This window comes from Novosphingobium sp. ERN07 (assembly GCF_012641335.1).
GTDB lineage: Bacteria > Pseudomonadota > Alphaproteobacteria > Sphingomonadales > Sphingomonadaceae > Novosphingobium.
This window is the reverse complement of sequence record NZ_JABAID010000025.1, coordinates 1-20328: the sequence shown is the minus strand read 5'-3', so window position 1 is coordinate 20328 and position 20328 is coordinate 1. Positions and strand designations below refer to the sequence as shown.

Sequence of the window (20328 nt, the reverse complement as noted above, 5' to 3'; positions counted from 1 at the left end):
CCACAGGATTGCAGGGCGATGAGCTGGAACAAGGAAGTCGATGTCGTCGTCGTCGGATCGGGCGCGGGCGGGCTGCTGTCTGCGCTGGTCGCGGCAAAGAACCATGCCGAAGTTCTGGTCGTCGAAAAGGACAGGCTGTGGGGCGGCACCAGCGCCACGTCGGGCGGGGGCATCTGGATTCCGGGCAGCGATCAGGCCAAGGCCGCCGGGTTTGAAGACAATCTCGACGATGCGTTCACCTATGTCCGCGCCCTTTCGGCAGACAACGTGCCCGACGAAAACATCCGCGCTTATGTCGATAACGCCGCGATCATGCTGCGCTGGGTCACCGCCAACACCCCGGTGGTCTATACCGCGCAGCCATACCCCGATTACCACGCCGAAAATCCCGGCGGATCGGTTACCGGATACCGCACGCACCTGCCCGAAATGCTCGACGGCACGCTGCTGGGCGATGATCTGAAGACGCAGCGCCTGCCGTCGCCCGCCGCCAGCCTGTTCGGCTATCTCAACTGGACTTTCGCGGAAACCTATCAGTTGCTCTATCGCGGCAAGGGCTGGCTGACCGGGCTTATGCGCAACATGGCCAAATACTGGCTCGACTGGCCGCTGCGCTTCACTTCGAAAAAAGACCGCCGCCTCACGCTCGGCAATGCGCTGACCGGGGGTTTGCGCGTGGCGCTCAATCAGGCGGGCGTGCCCGTATGGCTCAAAACGCCGATGCAGGAGATCGTCACCGAGGGCGGCAAGGTCATCGGCATCGTGGTGGAAAAGGATGGCAAACCTTACCGCATCCGCACCCGCAAAGGCGTGGTTCTGGCCGCAGGCGGGTTCGACAAGAACCAGCAGATGCGCGAAGCCCATGCCCCGCTCTATGCCAAGACGCACCTTTCGGGCGGCGTCACCAGCAACACTGGCGATTCCATCCGCGCAGGCCAAGCCATCGGCGCGGCCACGATGAACATGCAGTCCGCATGGGCCGCACCGGTGTTCTACGTTCCGGGCGAAGATCGCGGGCGGCTCTGCACCATCGAACGCGCGCTACCCGGCTGCATCATGGTTAACCAGAAGGGGCAGCGCTACCTCAATGAGGCCGCCTCCTATCATATCGTCGGGCAGCAGATGGCCCGGCGCGAACGTGAGCACCGCGATGCCTCGCCGAGCTGGATGGTGTTCGACCATCGCTATCGCCACCAATTCCCGATGGGACCACTGCTGCCGATGGTGCCCGACTGGCTTCAGGCAGGCGCTGTGAAAACCATCCTGAAAAAGGGCCGCACGATTGCCGAACTGGCACAGCAAATGGGCGTCAATCCCGCCACACTTGAAGCCCAGATCGCCCGCTTCAACACCCACGCGGCCAAGGGCGAAGATCCCGAATTTCATCGCGGTGAAGCTGCTTACGACAAGATGTATGGCGATTACCGCCATCAGCCCAATCCCTGCCTCCGCCCACTGACCGAAGGGCCGTTCTATGCCCTGCCGATCTACCCCGGCGATATCGGCACCAACGGCGGCCTGCGCACCAATGGCCGCGCCCAAGTGGTGGACGATGTGGACCAGCCCATCGCCGGACTCTATGCCGTGGGCAACAATGCCGCTTCGGCAATGGGGGAAAGCTATCCCGGCGCAGGTGTCACCATCGGCCCGGCCATGACCTTCGGCTTCATTGCCGCCCGCGATCTGACCGGCGCAAATGGCTGAAAGCCGGAAAGTCGTCCGCATCGGCGGGGCCAGCGGCGCGCTGAACGATAGCGCCATTGCCGTGCCCGGCCTGCTGCGTGTCCCCGATCTGAACTACCTCGCCTTCGATTATCTGGGTGAGGGGGCAATGGGCCTGTTCCGCCGGATGAAGCAGGCCAACCCCGCTTCCGGCTTCCTGCCCGATTTCGTCGATATCCATATCGGCCCTTACTTTGCCGAACTGAAGGCGCGCGGCATCCGCGTGATCGCCAACGCGGGCGGCATGAACCCCGAAGGTCTGGCCGCCGTCATCCGCCAACGCGCCGCCGAACAGGGTCTTGCCTTGCGCGTGGCGACCGTCACCGGCGATGATGCCGAACACCTCGTCCCGCAATTGCGCGCAGAGGGGCTGACCGACATGTTCAGCGGCGCAGACCTGCCCTCCGGAGACATCGGCCTTCACGCCTATCTTGGCGCATTTCCCATCGCGCGCGCGCTTGATGCCGGGGCCGATGTGGTGATCACCGGACGTGTCGTCGATTCCGCGCTGATCCTTGGTCCGCTGATTCACGAATTCGGCTGGGGCGCGGATGATCTCGACCTGCTGGCCGCAGGAACCGTCTCGGGCCACCTGCTCGAATGCGGTGCGCAGGCCACGGGCGGCACGTTTACCGATTGGCGCGACGTGCCCGATTGGGCCAATATCGGCTTCCCGGTGGGAGAATGCCACGCCGATGGCAGCATGGTCATCACCAAGCCAGAAAGCACAGGCGGCCTCGTCTCGGTCGGCACGATTGCCGAACAACTGCTCTACGAAGTCAGCGATCCGCGCGCCTATATGGTGCCCGATGTGACCTGCGATTTCACCGGCATCACGCTGGAACAGGTCGGTCCGAACCGCGTGTTGGTGCGCGGCGCAAAGGGCCACCCCGCGCCCGAAACGCTGAAACTGTGCGGCACTTATGACGATGGCTGGCGCTCGGTCGCGCTGATACCCATCACCGGCATCGATGCCGTGGCCAAAGCGCAGCGCACCGCCGATGCGCTGCTTGAACGGGTCGGCACAATGCTGCACGCGCAGGGCCACCAACCCTTTCGCCAGACCCATGTAGAGATCATCGGCACCGAAACCGCCTATGGCCCGCGTGCCCGCCCGCTCTCCCCGCGCGAGGTGCTGCTAAAGATCGTGGTCGATCACGCCGACCCAGTGCCGTGCCTGCTGTTCGGGCGCGAACAGACCACCGCCATCATGAACATGGCGCAGGGCACCTCCATCGCCCCCATCGTGGCCGCCCCGCGCGCGTTCCCGCTCACCGGTATGGTCTTCGGCCTGATCGCGCGCAGCCGGGTAACTGCGCAAGTGAGCCTCGATGGCGAGGCGCTCGATTTCACCGATCCTGTCCGCCCCGGCTTCGATCCGTCCGCATTGCCGCTCTATCCCGCGCCATTGCCGGAACCAGCGGCAGACCTCACGCAAGTCCCCCTCATCCGCCTCGCCTGGGCGCGCAGTGGCGACAAGGGGCGGCTGTTCAACACCGCCGTCATCGCCCGCAAGCCGGCCTACCTGCCGTGGATACGCGCCAGCCTTTCCGAAAGCGCCGTAACCGGCTGGTACCGCCACTTGTTCGATGATCCCGCCAGCGCCCGCGTCGAAGTGTTCGACGTACCCGGCATCCACGCGATCAACTTCGTCGCGCACGACGCACAGGGCGGAGGCATCAACCTGTCCCCCCGCTTCGATGCCGCTGCAAAAAGCATGGCGCAGCACTTGCTGGAAATGCCGGTGCAGGTGCCCGCAGCGCTGCTTGAACAAAACAAGGGATAATCAATGGCCGATGATCTCCCCTATCTCGCGCGTGGTGCAAAGCCGGTTGCCACCGAAAGCAGCGTGCTGGTCAGCAATTCGCGCTATCTTAACAGCCCGGCCCTGCGCGATTGGCTGGCCACCGCGTTCCTGCGCAAAAGTGGCAAGGATTCGCCCACCACGCTCGATGCGCACCAGCTTTACGGTATCCTCGGCACCCTGTTCGACGTGCCCCGGATCGAAGAGCTGTTCACGCAAGAACGCGCGCGCTGGCCCGAACTTGACCGCTGGTTTTCGGAAGGCTTCTCTTCCACCTTCACCGTGGACGAACTGCTGGCCAATCCCGAAGGCTCTCTCGGCCACATCTTTGGCCGCTATCTGCGTGACAACGGGTTTGAAATCGACATCGTGCCGCGCTTCGAACCGCGCAACCAGTTCGAATACTTCTCGCTGCGCAGTGGCCAGACGCACGATCTGGAACACATCGTCTGCGGCGGCGGGTTCAACATCATTGGCGAACTGGTCCCCTATTTCGGGCGGTTGAGCAATCTGCCGCGCTTTCTTGATGCCGAACTGATGGGCCTGATCCACCCCGGCCAGTTGCTCGGCGCGCTGCGCCTGATCTCGCGCACCGGACTGCACTATCCGCAATCGTTCCCCACCGCCCTGCGCGCGATCCGCTGCGGCATGGATGTGGGCGAACAGTCTGGCCCCTATTTCATGGCGAAGTACGAGGACGTATTCCATCTGCCCTTGGCAGAGGCACGGGCCGCGCTCGGCATCGTGGGAGCGGTCGATCTGGACAGCGCCGAAGCCTCGCTGGCGTGGGAAGAGTATCTCTCAGCCGCAAGAGAAATAGCACTTCGGCCCGATAATAAATTCGCAAATTGCGCATAAATTTCCTATAAGCCCATTATACGCGCTCCAAAAAAGAACAGATGTGACGATTCCTCTGGGTCGAACGGGTTGCTCGGCAAGCGCCCAGCCAGAAAGTCGCCTGATACCGACAAGATGAAGGACCGGTGCGATAACAGCGGCCGCCTTCGGGAGAGAAGTGCATGTTGAGCCTTCAGGAAATATCCGACCGGCTGGAGATTCAGGATCTCTTCGCCCGCTACAGCTTTGCCATTGATGAACGCGATTGGGATGCGCTCGACCGCATTTTTACGCCCGATGCGCAGATCGATTACAGCGAAACCGGCGGGGCCAAGGGCACTTTCCCGCAGATCAAGGCGTGGCTTCCGGTCGCGCTCGAACGCTTCCCCACGTTCCAGCACATGGTCGCCACGACCAGGCTGGACATTGCCGGAGACGAAGCGCGCAGCCGCACGATCCTGTTCAATCCGATGACGCACCGCTCTGCCGATGGCGCTGACCAGGTGTTCTTTATCGGCCTGTGGTATCGGGACCGGCTTGTCCGCACCGCCGAAGGCTGGCGCATTGCCGAACGCTACGAAGAAATGGGTTGGACGCACAATGTGCCGGACATGGCACCCGTGCCCGAAGTGGCCTGATTTATAATAATACCATCAATAGGATAGACGGGAGAATATATGGGCAAGCTCGCAGGCAAAGTCGCCATCATCACCGGCGGCGCGCGGGGCATGGGCGCAGCCACATCGCGGCTGTTCGTGGCCGAAGGCGCAAAGGTGGCCATTGCCGATGTGCTGGAAGACGACGGCGCAGCGCTTGCCGCCGAACTGGGCGAAGCGGCGCGCTTCTACAAGCTAGACGTGACCGACGAGGGCGATTGGACGCGTGTGGTCGCTGCGGCAGAGGCTGATCTTGGCCCGGTCGACGTGCTGGTGAACAATGCCGGTATCCTGATGTTCAAGAGCATTCTGGAAACCACCAAGGCGGATCTGGAGCGCGTTCTGGGCGTCAATCTGGTCGGTGAATTCCTTGGTATCAAGGCGGTTGCGCCGGGCATGATTGCGCGCGGGAAGGGGGCCATCGTCAATGTCTCATCCGTCGATGGCATGAAAGGCGCGAACAGCCTAGTCGCCTATGCCTCGTCCAAATGGGGCGTGCGCGGGTTGACGAAGGTTGCCGCAATGGAACTGGGCCACAAGGGCATTCGCGTGAATTCGGTCCACCCCGGCGGCGTCGATACCGTGATGTCCAACCATTCCGGCGCACCGCGCGCCGAGATCGACAAGAGCTATGGCAACGTGCCCATGCAGCGTATCGGCGGGCCGGAAGAAGTGGCCGCCGCCAGCGCATTCCTTGCCAGCAACGAAGCATCCTATTGCCACGGCACGGAAATCGTCGTCGATGGCGGGATGACCGTGGGTACATATTACATGGGCTTCCCCGGTTCGCCGGGAATGTAGGAGGGCGATCACGATGCCACGCATTACCGTTCCGCAAGATCATCAGGCCGATCCCTTCGGCTTCGCCGCGCGCACCCACGCCGTGCCCATCGTTTCAGCCAGCAGCGCCTTTTCCGCAGCGGTCTATCGCGAAAGCGGGCTGTCGCTGCGCGAATTCGAAGCGGCGCGGATGCGCACCGCGCAGATCAACGGCTGCATGGTCTGCAAGGATTTCCGCGCAGACCGCGATGCTCCGGCTGTGTTCAGTGTTGCGGGCGATCCCAACCGAAAGCTGGTGACCGACAACGGCCCCGCGCCCGACGAAGCCTTCTATACAGCGATTGAGGATTGGCGCGATGCGAAGGTGTTCTCCGCCCGCGAAAGGCTTGCCATCGAATTTGCCGAACGCTTTGGCACCGAGCCGCAAGCCCTTGCGATTGATGAAGATTTCTGGGCGCTGATGAAGGCGGCGTTCAGCGATGGCGAAGTGGTGGATCTGGCCTATTGCACGGCGGCATGGGTCGGCCTTGGCCGCGTTGCGCATGTGCTGGGATTCGATACAGTATGCCTTGCCAGCGCGCCGGCAAGTGATGCGTCACGTCATTAAAAGGGTTTTAAATCAATGCGTTCAGTGATCGTTACCGGTGGCTTCGGCATTCTTGGCCGGGCCGTGGCAGAAGCGTTCCGCGCAGGCGGGGATCGGGTGGCGCGGATCGATTTTGCAGCCACCGCGCCCGATGCGAACCCCTGCGGGATCGATCTGGGCGGCGTGGACCTGACTGATGCAGCGCAGGCGGCAGCGGCAGTTGCGCAGGTTCAGGCCGAACTTGGCGGCATCGATGTGCTGGTAAACGTGGCGGGCGGCTTTGTGTGGGAGCCGCTGGACGATGGCAGTCCTGCCACATGGGCGCGAATGTTTGCCATGAATGCAACCACTTGCGTGACCATGACCGCGGCGGCGCTGCCCACTTTGCGCAACACGCCCGGCGCGGCGATCATCAACATCGGGGCCGGATCGGCGCTGGTGGCGGGCGCGGGGATGGGGGCCTATGCCGCGTCGAAGCAGGCGGTTCACAAGCTGACCGAAAGCCTTGCAGCGGAGCTGGCGGGCACCGATTGCACCGTCAACGCCGTGCTGCCGAGTGTGATCGATACGCCGGTCAATCGTGCCGACATGCCCGACGCCGATTTTGCGCAGTGGGTGCAGCCCGCATCGCTGGCAAAGGTCATCCAGTTCCTTGCAAGCCCTTGTGCCAGAACGATTTCCGGGGCGCTGATTCCGGTTTCGCGGGGCGGTTGAGGGGCAATTCCTGAAGTGCACCTAGATGCACCTAGGCGCACCTAAGCGGCACTGACGGGCACCGAAAGCAGCACGCGCGCGGCCTCAGCGCCATCAAGCAGGGCATTGGCGCGATGCTGCACGCGCCAATGCCCGCCATCCGCATCGCGCCGCAAAGTCCAACAATTCGCCGCCACGCGAAACGCGCTGAAGGTGCCTTCATGGTGCCGGAAGACCACCGAATGTCCAACAGCGGTCGCGCTGTCTCCATTGACCGTGACCGCCACCGGGCCGAGCAGATGCGCGCAGCCATCGGCCATCAGGTCGCGGTGATAGGGTCCATCAATCAGCGCGGCGATTTCTGTCCGCCCGCGTGCGGTGGCGAAGCCGACGACTTCATAGGTGCCGTCTTCCGTCCAGAGCGCCGCCAGCGCCTGTGCATCGCCGCGATCTGCAAGGGGGCCGTAGCGGGCGATCACGTTTCGGATGGCTTCGCGGTCTTCCAGCGCTTGCAGGCGGCTGGCGAGAGCTTCGATAGCATGTGGCATCTTGTCAGGTCCATTGCAGCGCATTTCCGATATTCATTTCGCCCCTAGCACGGAAATGCGCAATATTCCGGGAAACAATCGCTGCTGGATGACAGGCAACGCTGCGCCTATGCTGCGGTCATGGCCGCTGCGATGGACCTTCAGTTTTCAGATCTTCTTGCCCGGCTCTATGCCGGGATCGGGGATGAGCAGCCGTGGCGCGGGTTTCTGGAGGCGCTGGCGGGGTGGATGGACGCGACATTTGCCACGCTGATCATCACTGCCCCCGGAAAGCGCCAGCCCGCCACCTTTCTGACGCCCGGCGGCAGCGCCGATTTTGCTAGCATCTATGCCGAAAGCCTGTTTGCTGACGATCCGTTTCAGGGATTGGCGGACGGGATCGTTACGTCTTACGCCGAGTTCATGGCCGGGCTGCCCGACCACGCCTTTGCCGAATATCGCCGCACGATGGCCGAGACAGGCTTCGATCAGGTGCTGGGCATCGATCTGCATTTCGGGCGGGCGGGCGGGCGCGTAGACAAGGGACGCAGGGACGATGGGCGGTATGAGGCGCGGTTTCGCATCAGCCGGCACAATGCACTGCCCGATTTCAATCGCGAAGACCGCGCGCGGTTGCAAATGCTTTCGCAGCATTTGCGCATCGCTGTGGGATTGTTCGAGAAATTGCAGTTTGCCGGTGCGCAGCACGGCGTGTTTCACGCCACGGCGCAAGGGCTGGGGCTGGCGCTGATCGTGCTGGACCGCAGCCGCCGCATCGTGAGCACCAATGCGCTGGCGGACAGCATTCTGGCCGAGAACGAGGGGCTGATGCGGCGCAATGGCGAACTGGTGCTGGCCGATCCGGCGCAGCAACGGCGGGTCACCGGGATGCTGGGCGATGATGCGCTGGCCACGAATCCGGGCCGCACGCGGTTCCGCATCGAACGGCCGGGACACGGCGATCTGGTGGTGACCGCGCGGCCATTGGATGTGCGCGCGATTCACGCAGGCGCAGGCGCGCTGGCGCTGTTTCTGGCGCGTCCAGGGCCGGAAAAAAGCACCGATCCACAGGCGTTGCGCGATCTGCTGGGCCTAACCGTGGCCGAAGCGCGGCTGACCGCCGTGCTGGCGCAAGGGCACAGTCTGGTAGAAGCGGCGCGGCAGCTGGGCATCGCGCACAACACCGCCAAAGTGCAGTTGCGCGCGGTCTTTGCCAAGACCGGGGTGAACCGGCAGGCGCAACTGGTGGCGCTGCTGGCTTCACTGGGAGGTTAAGGGCTGGGGGAAAGGGGCGCCAGTTTTGCGCGGGCGCTGTCCGAAGGAATCGCTGAAATGTGATATGCGCAATTAAATGCTTCTTGAAATACGCAAAGAACCAGATAAAAGGGGAATCAGGCAAAGCGATAAAAGGTTTGGGAGTGCGATGTCCGACACGGTGCGCGAAGACCATCGCAGCGCGAGCGCGACTGATCTGCTGAACGATCCGGTTTTGGCTGATCCGCTTCTGGCGCGCGTTGCCGGGCCGGGATCACCATTCGAGATCGGGCTGCGCGATGGGATGCGCCAGTTCGTGTCCGCGCCGACCGACCTGAACCTGCTGATCGAATCCGCGCGCCGGTTTGGGGATCGCACCTGTGTGGTCGATTTCAGCGACGATGGGGCAGAGCGCCGCCTGAACTATGACCAGTTGTTTGGCTGGCGTGACCAGCTTGTGCCCATGCTGCACATTGCGCGCGGGGACCGGGTGGCGATTGCCATGCGCAACAGCGCGGAATGGCTGGTGGCGTTTCTGGCGGTGATGAAGGCGGGCGGCGTGGCCGTGCTGGTCAATAGCCGTGGGTCTGGGCCGGAACTGCTGGCGATGCTGGAAGATGTTGATCCCGCCGTGGTGCTGGCTGACAGCGAACGTGCCGAGGCGATGCGCGTTGCCGGTTACGCAGGGCGGGTGCTGAATCTGAAGAAGCCGCTGGATGCAGGCGAACTGGCACAGCGGGCGGAAACGGCAGCCACCGATGCCGGGATTGCATCCCCCGATGATCCCTGCGCCATCCTGTTCACATCGGGCACGACCGGGCGGGTGAAGGGTGCGATCCTTTCGCACCGCAATGTCATTACCGGGCTGATGAGCACGCAGATGTCGGGCATGGTGGTGCTGACCAACATGGCGCAACAAATGGGCACGAGCGCGGAAGCGCTGATTGCGCAGATGCCGCAGCAGGCATCGCTGCTGGTCTATCCGCTGTTCCATGTTTCAGGCCTTGGCGCGGGGTTTCTTTCGCCGTTCGTCAGCGGGGGCAAAGTGGTCATCATGCGGCGCTGGAATGCGGAGGAGGCTGCGCGGCTGATTGCGGCTGAGCAGATCAGCATGTTCAGCGCGGTGCCGACGATGCTGTGGGACATTCTTCACCGTGCGCGGACAGACGGGGCAAGCCTTGTTTCGCTGCGCAATATCGGCAGTGGCGGTCAGGCCCTGCCGGTCAATCTGGTAGAGGAAGTCCACGCGCTTTGCCCCCATGCGCAGATCGGCACCGGATATGGCATGACCGAATGTTCGGGCGCGATTGCGCAGGCGGTGGGGCCGGATTTCATGCGCCGCCCCGCAGCGGCAGGGCGCGTGTTGCCGATGGTTGAGGTGCGCATCGAAGGGCCGGACGGCCAGATCCTGACCGGCGGCGAGGCGGGCGAGATCGTGGTGCGCGGGGCGCAGGTGATGCGCGGCTATTGGAACCGCGCAGGTGAAACGGCAGCGGTGCTGACCGATGATGGCTGGCTGCGCACCGGGGACGTGGGGTTCGTGGATGGGGACGGCTATATCTTCATCGTGGACCGCAAGAAGGACATGGTGATTTCGGGCGGCGAGAACATCTATTGCGCCGAAGTGGAACGGGTGCTGGGCGAAATGCCGGGGCTGACCGAATGCGCCGCCTTTGGCCTGCCGGACGAACGGCTGGGCGAAAAGCTGGTGGCGGCGGTTGTGGCCGCGCCGGGCACCGATGAAGCCACGGTGATCGAATGGGTGGCAAGCCGTCTTGCCCGCTACAAGGCGCCGGTGCGCGTCGCTTTCAGCCAGACAACGCTGCCGCGCAATGGGCTGGGCAAGGTCGACAAGATCGCCCTGCGCAAGCTGTGGCCGCAGCTTTCAGGAGAGAATTGATGGGAATGCCCAAGGATATCGGGATCATCGACTGTATGCTGGGCATACCGGATGCGGAGGACCGCGCCGAATGGTTTGCCCCGTTCCGCCCGCTGATCAAGGACAAGCAGACACTGGGCCAGTTTGCCATGCCCGCGCAGTATATGTTCAAGGACATCCCGCAATCGGGCCAGCAGGACGATTACATCGGCTGGACCGTGGCGCAGATGGACAAGCACAACGTGCAGCGCGCGCTGGTGGGCTGGAACGAGGATGACACATCGCGCCGGGCCAAGGAACTGTATGGCGACCGGTTCTTCTTTGATCTGCCGGTAAACCCCAACAACGGAACCGAAGAAGTACGCCGGATCAAGCGCATTCATGCCGAAGTAGGGCTTTCTGCGGTGAGCGTGTTTCCTTCGGGCACGTTGCCGCAAGTGGCGATCAACCACAAATACATGTGGCCGATCTATTCCGCGTGCGAGGAACTGGGCCTGCCGATCCTGCTGAACGTGGGCATTCCCGGCCCGCGCATTCCGATGGAAACCCAGAAGGTCGAACATCTGGACGAGGTCTGCTGGTTCTTCCCCGAACTGAAAGTGGTGATGCGCCACGGGGCCGAACCGTGGGAAGCGCTGGCGGTGAAGCTGATGCTGAAATGGCCGAACCTCTATTATTCGACCAGCGCCTTTGCACCCAAGCATTACCCCAAGGCGATCATCGATTACGCCAACACGCGCGGCGCGGACAAGGTGATCTATGCCGGGTATTTCCCGATGGGGCTGAGCCTAGACCGGATCATGGCTGACATGGAAAACGTGCCGTTCAAGGACGAGGTGTGGCCCAAGTTCCTGCGTGACAACGCGATGAAGGTGTTTGGCCTTTAGACATCCCAGGGAGCCGGGAAGTCTGCTCCTACCGCAAGATGGCCGGATGCGCGGAGACAACCCCCGCCACGGCAATTCAGGAGTACAACATGGCGGATACAGTGGCGACAGACGCCCGCACCGCACCTGTGGCGGTGTGGCAAATCCTTGAAAAGCTGCGCGGGCAGGATCTGATCGACTGGCGCACTGGGCCGGTCGAAGGGCGCGCTTCGGTGCAGGAGCGCAATCTGGATATCGGCTTTCCGTTCGGCTGGTATGCCATCGATCTTTCCGCAAATCTTGCCGTGGGCGAGGTGAAGCCGCTGCGCTATTTTTCCAAAGACCTTGCCATGTGGCGCGGGGAAGATGGGCAGGTGCGCGTGATCGATGCCTATTGCCGGCATCTGGGCGCGCACATGGGCCACGGCGGCAAAGTGCATGGCAACCTGCTGGAATGCCCGTTCCACGCATGGCGGTATGATGGGGAAGAGGGGATCGTGAAGGAGATTCCCTATTCCAAATCGATCCCGCCGCAGGTGAAGCGCAAATGCACGCGAACCTGGCATGTGACCGAGGCGAACCGCTGGATCTGGGTGTGGTATCACCCGGAAGATGCAGCGCCGCTGTTTGATGTGCAGCATCTGCCCGAAGCGACCGACCCCAAATGGACCGATTATGACGTTTTCGAATGGAACGTCTATGGATCGATCCAGAACATGGCCGAAAACGGCGTGGACGTGGCGCACTTCAAGTACATTCACGGCACCGCCAACGTGCCGCTGGGCGATCTGCGCTGGGGCGACTGGGGCCGGGGCGCCGATGTGAAGGCCAAGATGGGCACGCCGTGGGGCGAGGTTGATGGCCAGATCAGCTATGACACGATGGGACCGGGGCAAAGCTGGACGCGCTTTACCGGCATCTCGGAAACGCTGCTGGTGGCCTGCATCACCCCGGTGGAGCTGGACCATGTGCATGTCCGCTTCTGCTTTACCCAGCCGCGCGCGCAGGCCGAGGGCGAACGCGCGGGCGTGGCGAAGGCGATCATCCGCGATATCTGCAAGCAGTTCGATCAGGACAAGGTGATCTGGGATCGCCAGAAGTTCGAACCCAATGCGCTGATCTGCGAAGGCGATGGGCCGATTGCGCAGTTCCGCAAGTATTACGCGCGGTATTACGTGTGACGGGGCCAACGCGGCGCGAAGCCATTGCCGGAGGGATCGCGCTTGCAGCGAGTGCCGGTTTTTCAGGGGCGACGAAAGCGGCAACCATGAACGACGTGCTCGACACTCACGATTCCCTTGGCCTTGCCGCGCTGGTCAAGGCGCGCAAGGTTTCGCCCACCGAACTGCTGGAAGCAGCGATTGCGCGGGCCGAGGCACTGAACCCCAAGTTCAATTTCATGGCGCAGAAGCACTATGACTATGGACGTAAGGCGATTGCTGCGGGGCTGCCGCAAGGGGCGTTTACGGGCGTGCCTTGGCTGCTGAAAGACTTGAACACCTATATCGCGGGTGAAGTGACCGAGAACGGCAGCAGGCTGTATAAGGGCCAGCGTGCTGCCGTGACGTCCGAACTGGTGAAGCGGGTCGAACGCGCGGGCTTTGTGATTTTCGGCAAGACAACGACGCCGGAGTTCGGCCTGACCGGCACGACCGAAAGCGTGGCGATGGGGCCGACGCGCAATCCGTGGAACCCGGCGCACATCGCGGGCGGATCGTCCGGCGGCGCAGCGGCGGCAGTGGCGGCGGGCGTGATCCCGGCGGCACACGCCACCGATGGCGGCGGGTCGATCCGCATTCCGGCGTCATGCTGTGGGTTGTTCGGGCTGAAACCATCGCGCGGTCGGGTGCCGATGGGGCCTGCGCGGACAGAGGGATGGGGCGGCATGTCTGTCCACCACGCGGTGAGCCGCACCGTACGCGATTCCGCTGCTATTCTGGATGCGACGCACGGAGTGGAGCCGGGATCGCGCTATGGCGCGCCATCGCCGGAGCGACCTTTCCTTGCCGAAGTGGGCCGTGATCCGGGGAAGCTGCGGGTGGCGCTGATGCTTGTGCCATTTTCCGGCGCGCCGGTGGATGCGCAAGTGCTGGCCGCCACGCGCGATGCGGCAAAGCTGCTTGAGGGCCTTGGCCACCATGTGGAAGAGGCCGCGCCGAAGATCGATTTCGCCAGCATCGGGGCCAGCAGTTTTGCGCTGATGGCATCGGCGGTGGCGGCGGACTGCGTGGACCGGGCCAAGGCGCTGGGCATCGAACTGGGACCGGACGTGGTGGAGCGCACCACGCAGGACTTCATCACGATGGGCAAAGGCTATACCGGCATGGACTATGCGCGCGGCAACAACGCCTATCAGGCCGCTGCCGTGGCCATCGCGCAGTTCATGGAACGGTACGACGTGATCCTTTCGCCCACGCTTTCGGCCCCGCCGTTGCCGCTGGGCCGGATCGGGCTGGATACCGGGCGCAGCATGGCGGACTGGGGGCGCGAGGTGGGGGCGTTTACGGCCTTTACCGGCATCTACAACGGCACCGGCCAGCCGAGCATGTCGTTGCCGCTGGGCATGTCTGCCGACGGGTTGCCCATCGGCGTGATGGCGACGGGGCGCTATGGCGAAGAGGCGCTGCTGTTCCGGCTGGCCGGGCAGGTGGAAAAGGCCGCGCCGTGGGGGGCGCGGCGGCCTGCTATATAGAAGTCACGTCCACCACCGTGGGGATCACATCGTTGAGCAGGATGATCTTTTTGGCGGCGATGCGCCAATCGCCGTCTTCATGCCGCAGGTGGTATTCGTAACGCCCGAAGAAGCATTCCGCCCGGTTCATCCTCACGTCGAAGCGGTGGCAGGTGAATACGGCGCTTATATCCGCCGTTTCGCCTTGCGCTGCCGTGACCAGCACATTGCTGATCGCGTGGACCACGCGCGGGGGCGGGGTGGAGGCGGTGGAGAGGCCGGAGGTCAGCCGCATCACGCGGTCTTCCAGATTGCGGCGGCCTTTATAATAGATCAGCGACAGTTCGCGATCCGGGTCGGCGGTGGTCTCCGTCTCGTTGCGCCATGCGGGCATCCAGAATTCGATGTCGGGCGTGAACATCGCCAGCCATTCGGCATAGCGCTGCGTATCGATCAGCAGGGCTTCGCGGAACAGCAGTTCCTCGGCCTCGGCGCGGGTCAGTGTTGCCATCACGCAGCGCCCTCCATCCGGGCGACCCACGCGCGGTAATAGGCGTGATAAAGCGTTTCATCGCAAAGCTGCGAATCCGCCAGTACGCTGCGGGCCGGGTTCATCCCGATGCGGTCGGAAAAGCGGTTTCCGCCTGCGACCGATGCGGTCATTCCCCGCGCATAGCCTTGCAGCCACGGATCGACCGTTCCGGCATAGCCGATCTGGCAGTTCTCATAGCTCACCGTATCATCGGGCGTGGCCATGCCGGTTGGATTGAAGAAATCCTCGTACTGGCGGATGCGCTGGCGGCGCGCGGCGGCGCTTTCACCCACAGGCGCGATGCACCATGTGCGCATCTCGGTAAGGCCGGGGCCAAGCGGGCGGATCACGCGCAACTGGCTCGATGCGTTTTCCGCCACTTGCAGGTTGGGGAAGATCGTGAGGTTGCGCATATTGAACATCCAGTCGCGCTTGCCCTCGCCATGCCGCTCGGCCAGAACGGCAGCACTTTCGTACAGCGGGATCGCGGGCGTGATGCCGAACACGCCCCAGTTGAGCACATGGCCATTGGGGAACGAATAGCTGCCGCCACCCACGCCTTTCGTCTCTTCCTTCCAGTAATCGCTGTTTTCCCAGACCGAGGCGACAACTTCGCCGCTGGCTTCCTGCTGCCGCCGTTCGAGCACGCGGATGTAGGACGGGTGGGCGGAGGTGAAGTGATAGGCATCGGAACAGTTTTCCAACTGAAGCTTCCAGTTGGCCTGATAGGTGAACGTCACCTGCCCCGGCACCAGTTCCACGCCATCTTCACTCTGGTCCGCCACCAGATCGAGCAGCTTGGCCGCTTCGCCCAGATAGTCGGCCAGCGGCGGCACGTTGGCCGAAAGGCTGCCGAACAGGAAACCGCGATAGTTTTCAAAGCGGGGCATCGCGGCAAGGCCGTGATCCTGCTGATCGAAGGCCGCGCTATAGCATCCCGCCTTCTGCCACTTCACCGCCTTGCTGCGGCCCGCGCTGTCAAAGCTCCAGCTATGATAGGGGCACACGTGCAGGCGCGCATTGCCCGATTGCGTCTGCGCCAGACGCGCACCCTTATGCGGGCAGGAATTGACGAAAGCGCGCAACGCGCCCGCACCATCGCGCTGCACCATGATCGGCACGCGTCCGGCAAAGGTGGTGAAGAAATCGTGCGGGGCAGGCACTTGCGCCGCCAGCCCCAGAAACACCCACCCGCCTTCGAAAATCCGCGCCATTTCCGCTTCGAACACCTGTTCGTCGGTAAAGATGGCACGGTTGACGCGGAAAATGCCCTCTTCAGGCCGGTCATCGACATAGGCGGTCACATCGATGGTCATGCTACAACTGCCTCCACCAGCGTCGGCCCTTCTGCGGCGAAGGACCACTGCAGTGCCGCATCGAGCGCGGCGGCATCATCGGCGCGGCGCGAGGGCACGCCATGCCCCTGCGCCAGCGCGCAAAAATCGAGTTCGGGGAATTGCGTGCCGACAAGGCTTTGCATCCCGAAGTGCCGCCCGAAGCTGTGCAGCGCTTCATACCGCCCGTTCTTGATGATCACGAAGCTGACCGAAAGCCCAAGCTGTGCGGCGGCGTGCAACCCCTGAATTGCATACATGGCCGACCCATCGCCCAGCACGGCGATCACCTTGTCCTGCGGCCGTGCCAGCGCCATGCCGATGGCCGCCGGAAGCCCATGGCCCAGGCCGCCGCTGGCCGTGGTGTAGAACGTGTCCGCAGCAACGATGGGCAGGCGATCGTGCATCGCGCCCCGGCTTGATGGCGCTTCTTCGACGATCACCGATGTGCGCGGGCGCAGGGCGGCAATCTGTTGCAGCACGAAAGCATCGGTTATCGCGCTGCCATCGAGCAATGGCGGGCGCGGGCAGGGGGCAGGTGCGTTCCGGCCGGCCGCCGGGGCAGGGCCTTCCAGCAGCATGGCCAAGGCCGCATCGCAGTTTGCCACGATGGCCGTGCCCACTGGCGCCCATGCGGCGTGAACATGATTGTCGCCAATCAGCCAGACATCGGCGTGGGCCGGCATGTGCGGGCCTTGGCCCTCAACATGGTAAAGATTCATCGGCCCGCCCAGCGCCAGCACGAAATCATGGGGGGTGAGCGCAGCAACGATGGCTTCGCGCCCTGCTGTCAGAAAGCCTGCGAACAGCGGATGATCTTCGGGAAAGCTGCACCGCGCAGACATGGGCGCAACCCAAACTGCCGCCTTGTGCCGTTCCGCCAGCGCGATCACCGCATCCCACGCCCCATCGCGTGCCACGCCTGCGCCGACGACCAGTGCAGGCGCGCGGGCCTTTGCCAGCGCTGCGCCACATTGGGCGATTGGGGCGCTTTCGGGCACGCGGCGGGCGTGAATCGTGCGCGCCGGATAAGGATCGCAGGGCTGGTCCCAATCATCGATGGGGATGGAGACGAAGGTGGGGCCAAAGGGCGGCTCCATCGCCACATGGTATGCCCGCGCGATGGCGGCGGGCACATCCTGCGCGCGGGCCGGTTCGCAGGCCCATTTCACGAAGGGGCGGGGAAATTCGGTGGGCCGTTCGGCAAAGAGGAACGGTTCATAGGGCAGGATAGAGCGCGCCTGCTGCCCGGCGGTGACCACCAGCGGCGTCTGGTTCTTCCACGCGGTGAAGAGGTTGCCAAGCGCGTGGCCGGTGCCCGCAGAGCTGTGCAGATTGACCAGGGCGGCATTGCGCGTGCCTTGGGCATAGCCATCGGCCATGCCCAGCACGACCGATTCCTGAAGCCCCATCACATAGCGGAAATCCGCCGGAAAATCGCGGAACATCGGCAGTTCGGTGGACCCCGGATTGCCGAAGATCGTGGTCATCCCCAATTCGCGCAGCAGCGCAACGGTGGCATGGCGGACGGTCGGCATAGTGTCTCCCACAGGCGCGTGCCGGTTGCGGCATCTGGCTGTCAGTGTGTTGCGCCAGCGCGATAGATGCAATTGCATACTTGGCCGAAAGTCATACAGATGTTGCATGGATCTGGATCAACGCCAGTTGCGCGCATTCCTTGCCGTGGCCGAAACCGGCAGCCTTGGCCGCGCCGCCGCGCTTGTTCACTTGACGCAGCCGTCGCTCAGCCGCGTGATACAGCGCATGGAACAGGGGCTTGGGGCGCGCCTGTTCGAACGGCAGAGCAAGGGGATGACGCTGACCGCTGCGGGCGAGGCGCTGCTGCCGCACGCGCGCTTGCTGGAATCCGAAATGCTGGCCGCGCGTGCCGAACTCGATGCCTTGCGCGGATTGCGCCGGGGCACGGTGCGGATCGGTGCGGTGGCCGCCGTGATGCGCACGCTGGTGGCGCAATCGCTGGGCCGGTTTCTGCACGCCTTTCCGCAATTGACCGCCGAAGCGATAGAAGCGGTGGACGGCGAACTGGGCGATGCGCTGATTGGGCGACGCATCGATCTGGCGGTAACGGCCAGCCCGCTGCCGCCTGCGGACTTCGAACTGATCGGCACCTGCAACTATTCCGATGAATTTGCGGTGTTCTGCGCCGATGCGCACCCTTTGCCAGCGCAGCCCGCCTTGGCCGATCTGGCCGGGCAGGGGTGGGTGATGCCGGGCAAGGCGATGACCCCGCGCATCCAGTTCGAGGCGATTTGCGCGGAACTGGGCCTGCCGCCACCGGCCATCGTCGTTGAAACTGCATCGGTCGAAGCGATGATCGCGATCAGTGCGAACAGCGCGCTGCTGTGCTGGCTGCCGCAGCCCTTGCTGGCCGCGCACGTTGCCGCAGCCACGATGCGCAAACTCGATGTGCCCGCGATGGAGCGGACGCGCCGGTTCCTGCTCTATCGGCGGCGGTCGGGCCTGTTGCCCGGCGCAGCGCGGCAGTTCCTCGATCATTTTCCGCTGGCGAACAGGAGTTGACTGGTCGCCCGAATCGCAAGGACACTCGCGCACACACGTGAGAGGGCCTTTGCAGCATGGCGAAAGTGGTAATTGTCGGTGCAGGAGCGATGGGGTGCTTGCTGGCGGCCAGATTGGCGCTGGGCGGGCAGGAGGTGACCGTTGTTGACGTTGACGCGCAAAGGCTGGCCCTGATCGCACGCGAAGGCATCCACCTGCACGACGATCGCGGGCATCATGTGGCGAATGTCGGGGCTGCGCTGGCGGCGGACGTATCGGGTTCGGTCGATCTGGTGATCCTGATGACCAAGGGGATGCACAGCGCGGCGGCGATCCGGTCTGTCGCCCATCTCAGCGATGGGCGCTGCCTTGTGCTGACATTGCAGAATGGCCTTGGCAATGTTGAGGCTATTGCCGATGTGTTTGAAAAGAAGTGTATTCTTTGGGGTGTGACGGACTTTCCGGCGGATTTGGAAGGGCCGAATGCGGTAGCTTCGCACGGGCAGGGGCATATCTGGCTCGGCGGTATCGATGAAGCAGCCCATGCCCACGCCGGTACGGTTGCCGGATGGCTGAATGCGGGCGCGCTCAATGCCGCTGCCGATGCGGATGTGCAGTCTGCCGTGTGGGAAAAGGTCGCCTTTAACGCAGCGCTCAATTCACTTTCGACCATCACCGGGCTTCCCGTGGGCGGGCTGGACACGCCCGAAGGGCGCCGCATCGCCACCGCCGTGCTGGATGAAACCATTGCCACAGCCGATGCACTGGGCATTGCGATGGACCGGGAACGCCTTGTCGCCAAGACGGATTTCGCACTGGCCAATCACCGCACGCACAAGCCATCGATGCTGCAGGATCGCCTTGCCGGGAGGCTTACCGAGATCGAATCGATCAACGGCGCGATAGAACGCATCGCCGCGCAAGCCGGGGTTGATGTTCCCACCACGCGGCTGCTGGCCGATCTCGTGCGGATGGGAGAGCCCAGGACATAGACCAACCTGTGTAGTTTGTCTTTTAGGTGCGAAAAGCGATTGATCTGGTAGCAGTTGCCGGGGGTGGTGCACGCCCGTGGCATGTGCTGCAACATTGGAAATTCACACGCAGTTTTACGAACTACGCCTCTAGTCGTGGTCTGTCGGCCTAAACCCTCTAGGCTCAGGACCCATTAGATTCCTTGCGTAGAGGCGGATCGGTTGATCCAATGGCGGCGCGAGGAGGCGCTGCCATGAGTGTCTGATCTGGTTGTCTGAGGCGCATGGATTCACTGATAACGACAATATGCCGATAAGAATTACTATTTACCCGTAACTTCGCAACCGGCTGGATATTTTACATAATTATAATTATCAATCTAGACGTTCTCTCCTGGTGAATTCTATCTGGAAGTGCGAATTTTGAGGATTTCCGGGCACTTTGTGCCCCACTCAAAAGGACGCGCAATGGCTCATAACTACCGGCATCTCATTGGGGAACAAATCGCAGCCCACATAGCGACTTGAATTTTGTTGCCGGGGGTGGGGCGAGCCCCACCCCCGGCAAAACGCTACACTCTCATCGGGAGCTGGACCCCCGCAATAACCGCGACTTTGGCGGCACGCTGACCGGTTTTGTGTTTGACGGGTCGAGTGCGGGCATTTGAGCGGGCTGGTGGGCATTGCTGGGATGCC

18 protein-coding genes are annotated in these 20328 nt (G+C 63.2%); 14 read left to right on the top strand and 4 right to left on the bottom strand.

Translation table 11 applies throughout. The annotated features are described in order from the left end of the window. The first annotated feature begins 18 nt into the window (after window positions 1-18). The 7 genes from HGI47_RS19880 to HGI47_RS19850 all read left to right on the top strand — a co-directional run bounded on the left by HGI47_RS19880 (window position 19) and on the right by HGI47_RS19850 (window position 7099). Window positions 19-1704 (top strand): FAD-dependent oxidoreductase, encoded by a 1686-nt coding sequence (locus HGI47_RS19880; RefSeq protein ID WP_168854519.1) that lies wholly within the window; start codon window positions 19-21, stop codon window positions 1702-1704. Next, window positions 1697-3508 (top strand): acyclic terpene utilization AtuA family protein, encoded by a 1812-nt coding sequence (locus HGI47_RS19875; protein WP_168854518.1) that lies wholly within the window; start codon window positions 1697-1699, stop codon window positions 3506-3508. The genes HGI47_RS19880 and HGI47_RS19875 overlap by 8 nt, the downstream gene beginning before the upstream one ends. A 3-nt stretch (window positions 3509-3511) precedes the next feature. Then, complete coding sequence (locus HGI47_RS19870; RefSeq protein ID WP_168854517.1) at window positions 3512-4384, top strand: Coq4 family protein; 873 nt, start codon at window positions 3512-3514, stop codon at window positions 4382-4384. 161 nt (window positions 4385-4545) lie between these two features. Continuing rightward, window positions 4546-5001, top strand: coding sequence for a nuclear transport factor 2 family protein (locus HGI47_RS19865; RefSeq protein ID WP_168854516.1), 456 nt, complete (start codon window positions 4546-4548; stop codon window positions 4999-5001). Between the two features lie 39 nt (window positions 5002-5040). Next, on the top strand, window positions 5041-5820 hold the full coding sequence (locus HGI47_RS19860; protein WP_168854515.1) for an SDR family NAD(P)-dependent oxidoreductase: 780 nt from the start codon (window positions 5041-5043) through the stop codon (window positions 5818-5820). 13 nt (window positions 5821-5833) lie between these two features. After that, window positions 5834-6406: a carboxymuconolactone decarboxylase family protein gene (locus HGI47_RS19855; RefSeq protein ID WP_168854514.1), complete on the top strand. Its 573-nt coding sequence runs from the start codon at window positions 5834-5836 to the stop codon at window positions 6404-6406. Between the two features lie 15 nt (window positions 6407-6421). After that, window positions 6422-7099, top strand: a complete 678-nt coding sequence (locus tag HGI47_RS19850; RefSeq protein ID WP_168854513.1) for an SDR family NAD(P)-dependent oxidoreductase — start codon at window positions 6422-6424, stop codon at window positions 7097-7099. Between the two features lie 41 nt (window positions 7100-7140). Here the strand turns inward: HGI47_RS19850 and HGI47_RS19845 are convergent, their stop codons facing one another. Further along, complete coding sequence (locus HGI47_RS19845) at window positions 7141-7626, bottom strand: nuclear transport factor 2 family protein (RefSeq protein ID WP_240950320.1); 486 nt, start codon at window positions 7624-7626, stop codon at window positions 7141-7143. A gap of 120 nt (window positions 7627-7746) precedes the next feature. Here HGI47_RS19845 and HGI47_RS19840 point away from each other — a divergent pair, with 120 nt between their 5' ends. The 5 genes from HGI47_RS19840 to HGI47_RS19820 all read left to right on the top strand — a co-directional run bounded on the left by HGI47_RS19840 (window position 7747) and on the right by HGI47_RS19820 (window position 14296). Then, on the top strand, window positions 7747-8880 hold the full coding sequence (locus HGI47_RS19840) for a helix-turn-helix transcriptional regulator (protein ID WP_168854511.1): 1134 nt from the start codon (window positions 7747-7749) through the stop codon (window positions 8878-8880). A 148-nt stretch (window positions 8881-9028) separates the two neighbouring features. Further along, window positions 9029-10759 carry a class I adenylate-forming enzyme family protein gene (locus tag HGI47_RS19835; protein ID WP_168854510.1) on the top strand — a complete coding sequence of 577 codons (1731 nt, stop codon included), beginning with the start codon at window positions 9029-9031 and terminating at the stop codon, window positions 10757-10759. Further along, window positions 10759-11625: an amidohydrolase family protein gene (locus HGI47_RS19830; RefSeq protein WP_168854509.1), complete on the top strand. Its 867-nt coding sequence runs from the start codon at window positions 10759-10761 to the stop codon at window positions 11623-11625. The genes HGI47_RS19835 and HGI47_RS19830 overlap by 1 nt, the downstream gene beginning before the upstream one ends. An 89-nt stretch (window positions 11626-11714) precedes the next feature. Next, complete coding sequence (locus HGI47_RS19825) at window positions 11715-12785, top strand: aromatic ring-hydroxylating dioxygenase subunit alpha (protein WP_240950319.1); 1071 nt, start codon at window positions 11715-11717, stop codon at window positions 12783-12785. After that, on the top strand, window positions 12782-14296 hold the full coding sequence (locus tag HGI47_RS19820) for an amidase (protein WP_370521804.1): 1515 nt from the start codon (window positions 12782-12784) through the stop codon (window positions 14294-14296). The genes HGI47_RS19825 and HGI47_RS19820 overlap by 4 nt, the downstream gene beginning before the upstream one ends. Here the strand turns inward: HGI47_RS19820 and HGI47_RS19815 are convergent. From HGI47_RS19815 to mdlC, 3 genes are read right to left on the bottom strand one after another with little or no spacing between them, the layout of a single operon-like run. Beyond that, window positions 14289-14786 carry an aromatic-ring-hydroxylating dioxygenase subunit beta gene (locus tag HGI47_RS19815; protein WP_168854508.1) on the bottom strand — a complete coding sequence of 166 codons (498 nt, stop codon included), beginning with the start codon at window positions 14784-14786 and terminating at the stop codon, window positions 14289-14291. The genes HGI47_RS19820 and HGI47_RS19815 overlap by 8 nt on opposite strands. Next, entirely contained in the window at window positions 14786-16123 is a 1338-nt protein-coding gene (locus HGI47_RS19810) for an SRPBCC family protein (RefSeq protein ID WP_168854507.1), read from the bottom strand. Before HGI47_RS19810 ends, HGI47_RS19815 begins: the two co-directional genes overlap by 1 nt. Beyond that, window positions 16120-17679 (bottom strand): benzoylformate decarboxylase, encoded by a 1560-nt coding sequence (gene mdlC / locus HGI47_RS19805; RefSeq protein ID WP_168854506.1) that lies wholly within the window; start codon window positions 17677-17679, stop codon window positions 16120-16122. The genes HGI47_RS19810 and mdlC overlap by 4 nt, the downstream gene beginning before the upstream one ends. A gap of 106 nt (window positions 17680-17785) precedes the next feature. On the opposite strand from mdlC, the gene HGI47_RS19800 reads away from it, so the two are divergent. Beyond that, on the top strand, window positions 17786-18682 hold the full coding sequence (locus HGI47_RS19800) for a LysR family transcriptional regulator (protein ID WP_168854505.1): 897 nt from the start codon (window positions 17786-17788) through the stop codon (window positions 18680-18682). Window positions 18683-18738: 56 nt separating this feature from the next. Next, window positions 18739-19653 (top strand): ketopantoate reductase family protein, encoded by a 915-nt coding sequence (locus tag HGI47_RS19795; RefSeq protein WP_168854504.1) that lies wholly within the window; start codon window positions 18739-18741, stop codon window positions 19651-19653. Window positions 19654-20328 lie beyond the last annotated feature (675 nt).

What these genes read in the sequence shown, in the direction of transcription:
- HGI47_RS19875 (WP_168854518.1), top strand. Translation starts at nt 1,697, where the DNA reads ATGGCTGAAAGCCGGAAAGTCGTCCGCATCGGCGGGGCCAGCGGCGCG.
- HGI47_RS19825 (WP_240950319.1), top strand. Translation starts at nt 11,715, where the DNA reads ATGGCGGATACAGTGGCGACAGACGCCCGCACCGCACCTGTGGCGGTG.
- HGI47_RS19845 (WP_240950320.1), bottom strand. Translation starts at nt 7,626, where the DNA reads ATGCCACATGCTATCGAAGCTCTCGCCAGCCGCCTGCAAGCGCTGGAA.
- HGI47_RS19815 (WP_168854508.1), bottom strand. Translation starts at nt 14,786, where the DNA reads ATGGCAACACTGACCCGCGCCGAGGCCGAGGAACTGCTGTTCCGCGAA.
- HGI47_RS19870 (WP_168854517.1), top strand. Translation starts at nt 3,512, where the DNA reads ATGGCCGATGATCTCCCCTATCTCGCGCGTGGTGCAAAGCCGGTTGCC.
- HGI47_RS19810 (WP_168854507.1), bottom strand. Translation starts at nt 16,123, where the DNA reads ATGACCATCGATGTGACCGCCTATGTCGATGACCGGCCTGAAGAGGGC.
- HGI47_RS19850 (WP_168854513.1), top strand. Translation starts at nt 6,422, where the DNA reads ATGCGTTCAGTGATCGTTACCGGTGGCTTCGGCATTCTTGGCCGGGCC.
- HGI47_RS19855 (WP_168854514.1), top strand. Translation starts at nt 5,834, where the DNA reads ATGCCACGCATTACCGTTCCGCAAGATCATCAGGCCGATCCCTTCGGC.
- HGI47_RS19835 (WP_168854510.1), top strand. Translation starts at nt 9,029, where the DNA reads ATGTCCGACACGGTGCGCGAAGACCATCGCAGCGCGAGCGCGACTGAT.
- HGI47_RS19795 (WP_168854504.1), top strand. Translation starts at nt 18,739, where the DNA reads ATGGCGAAAGTGGTAATTGTCGGTGCAGGAGCGATGGGGTGCTTGCTG.
- HGI47_RS19830 (WP_168854509.1), top strand. Translation starts at nt 10,759, where the DNA reads ATGGGAATGCCCAAGGATATCGGGATCATCGACTGTATGCTGGGCATA.
- mdlC (WP_168854506.1), bottom strand. Translation starts at nt 17,679, where the DNA reads ATGCCGACCGTCCGCCATGCCACCGTTGCGCTGCTGCGCGAATTGGGG.
- HGI47_RS19865 (WP_168854516.1), top strand. Translation starts at nt 4,546, where the DNA reads ATGTTGAGCCTTCAGGAAATATCCGACCGGCTGGAGATTCAGGATCTC.
- HGI47_RS19800 (WP_168854505.1), top strand. Translation starts at nt 17,786, where the DNA reads ATGGATCTGGATCAACGCCAGTTGCGCGCATTCCTTGCCGTGGCCGAA.
- HGI47_RS19840 (WP_168854511.1), top strand. Translation starts at nt 7,747, where the DNA reads ATGGCCGCTGCGATGGACCTTCAGTTTTCAGATCTTCTTGCCCGGCTC.
- HGI47_RS19880 (WP_168854519.1), top strand. Translation starts at nt 19, where the DNA reads ATGAGCTGGAACAAGGAAGTCGATGTCGTCGTCGTCGGATCGGGCGCG.
- HGI47_RS19860 (WP_168854515.1), top strand. Translation starts at nt 5,041, where the DNA reads ATGGGCAAGCTCGCAGGCAAAGTCGCCATCATCACCGGCGGCGCGCGG.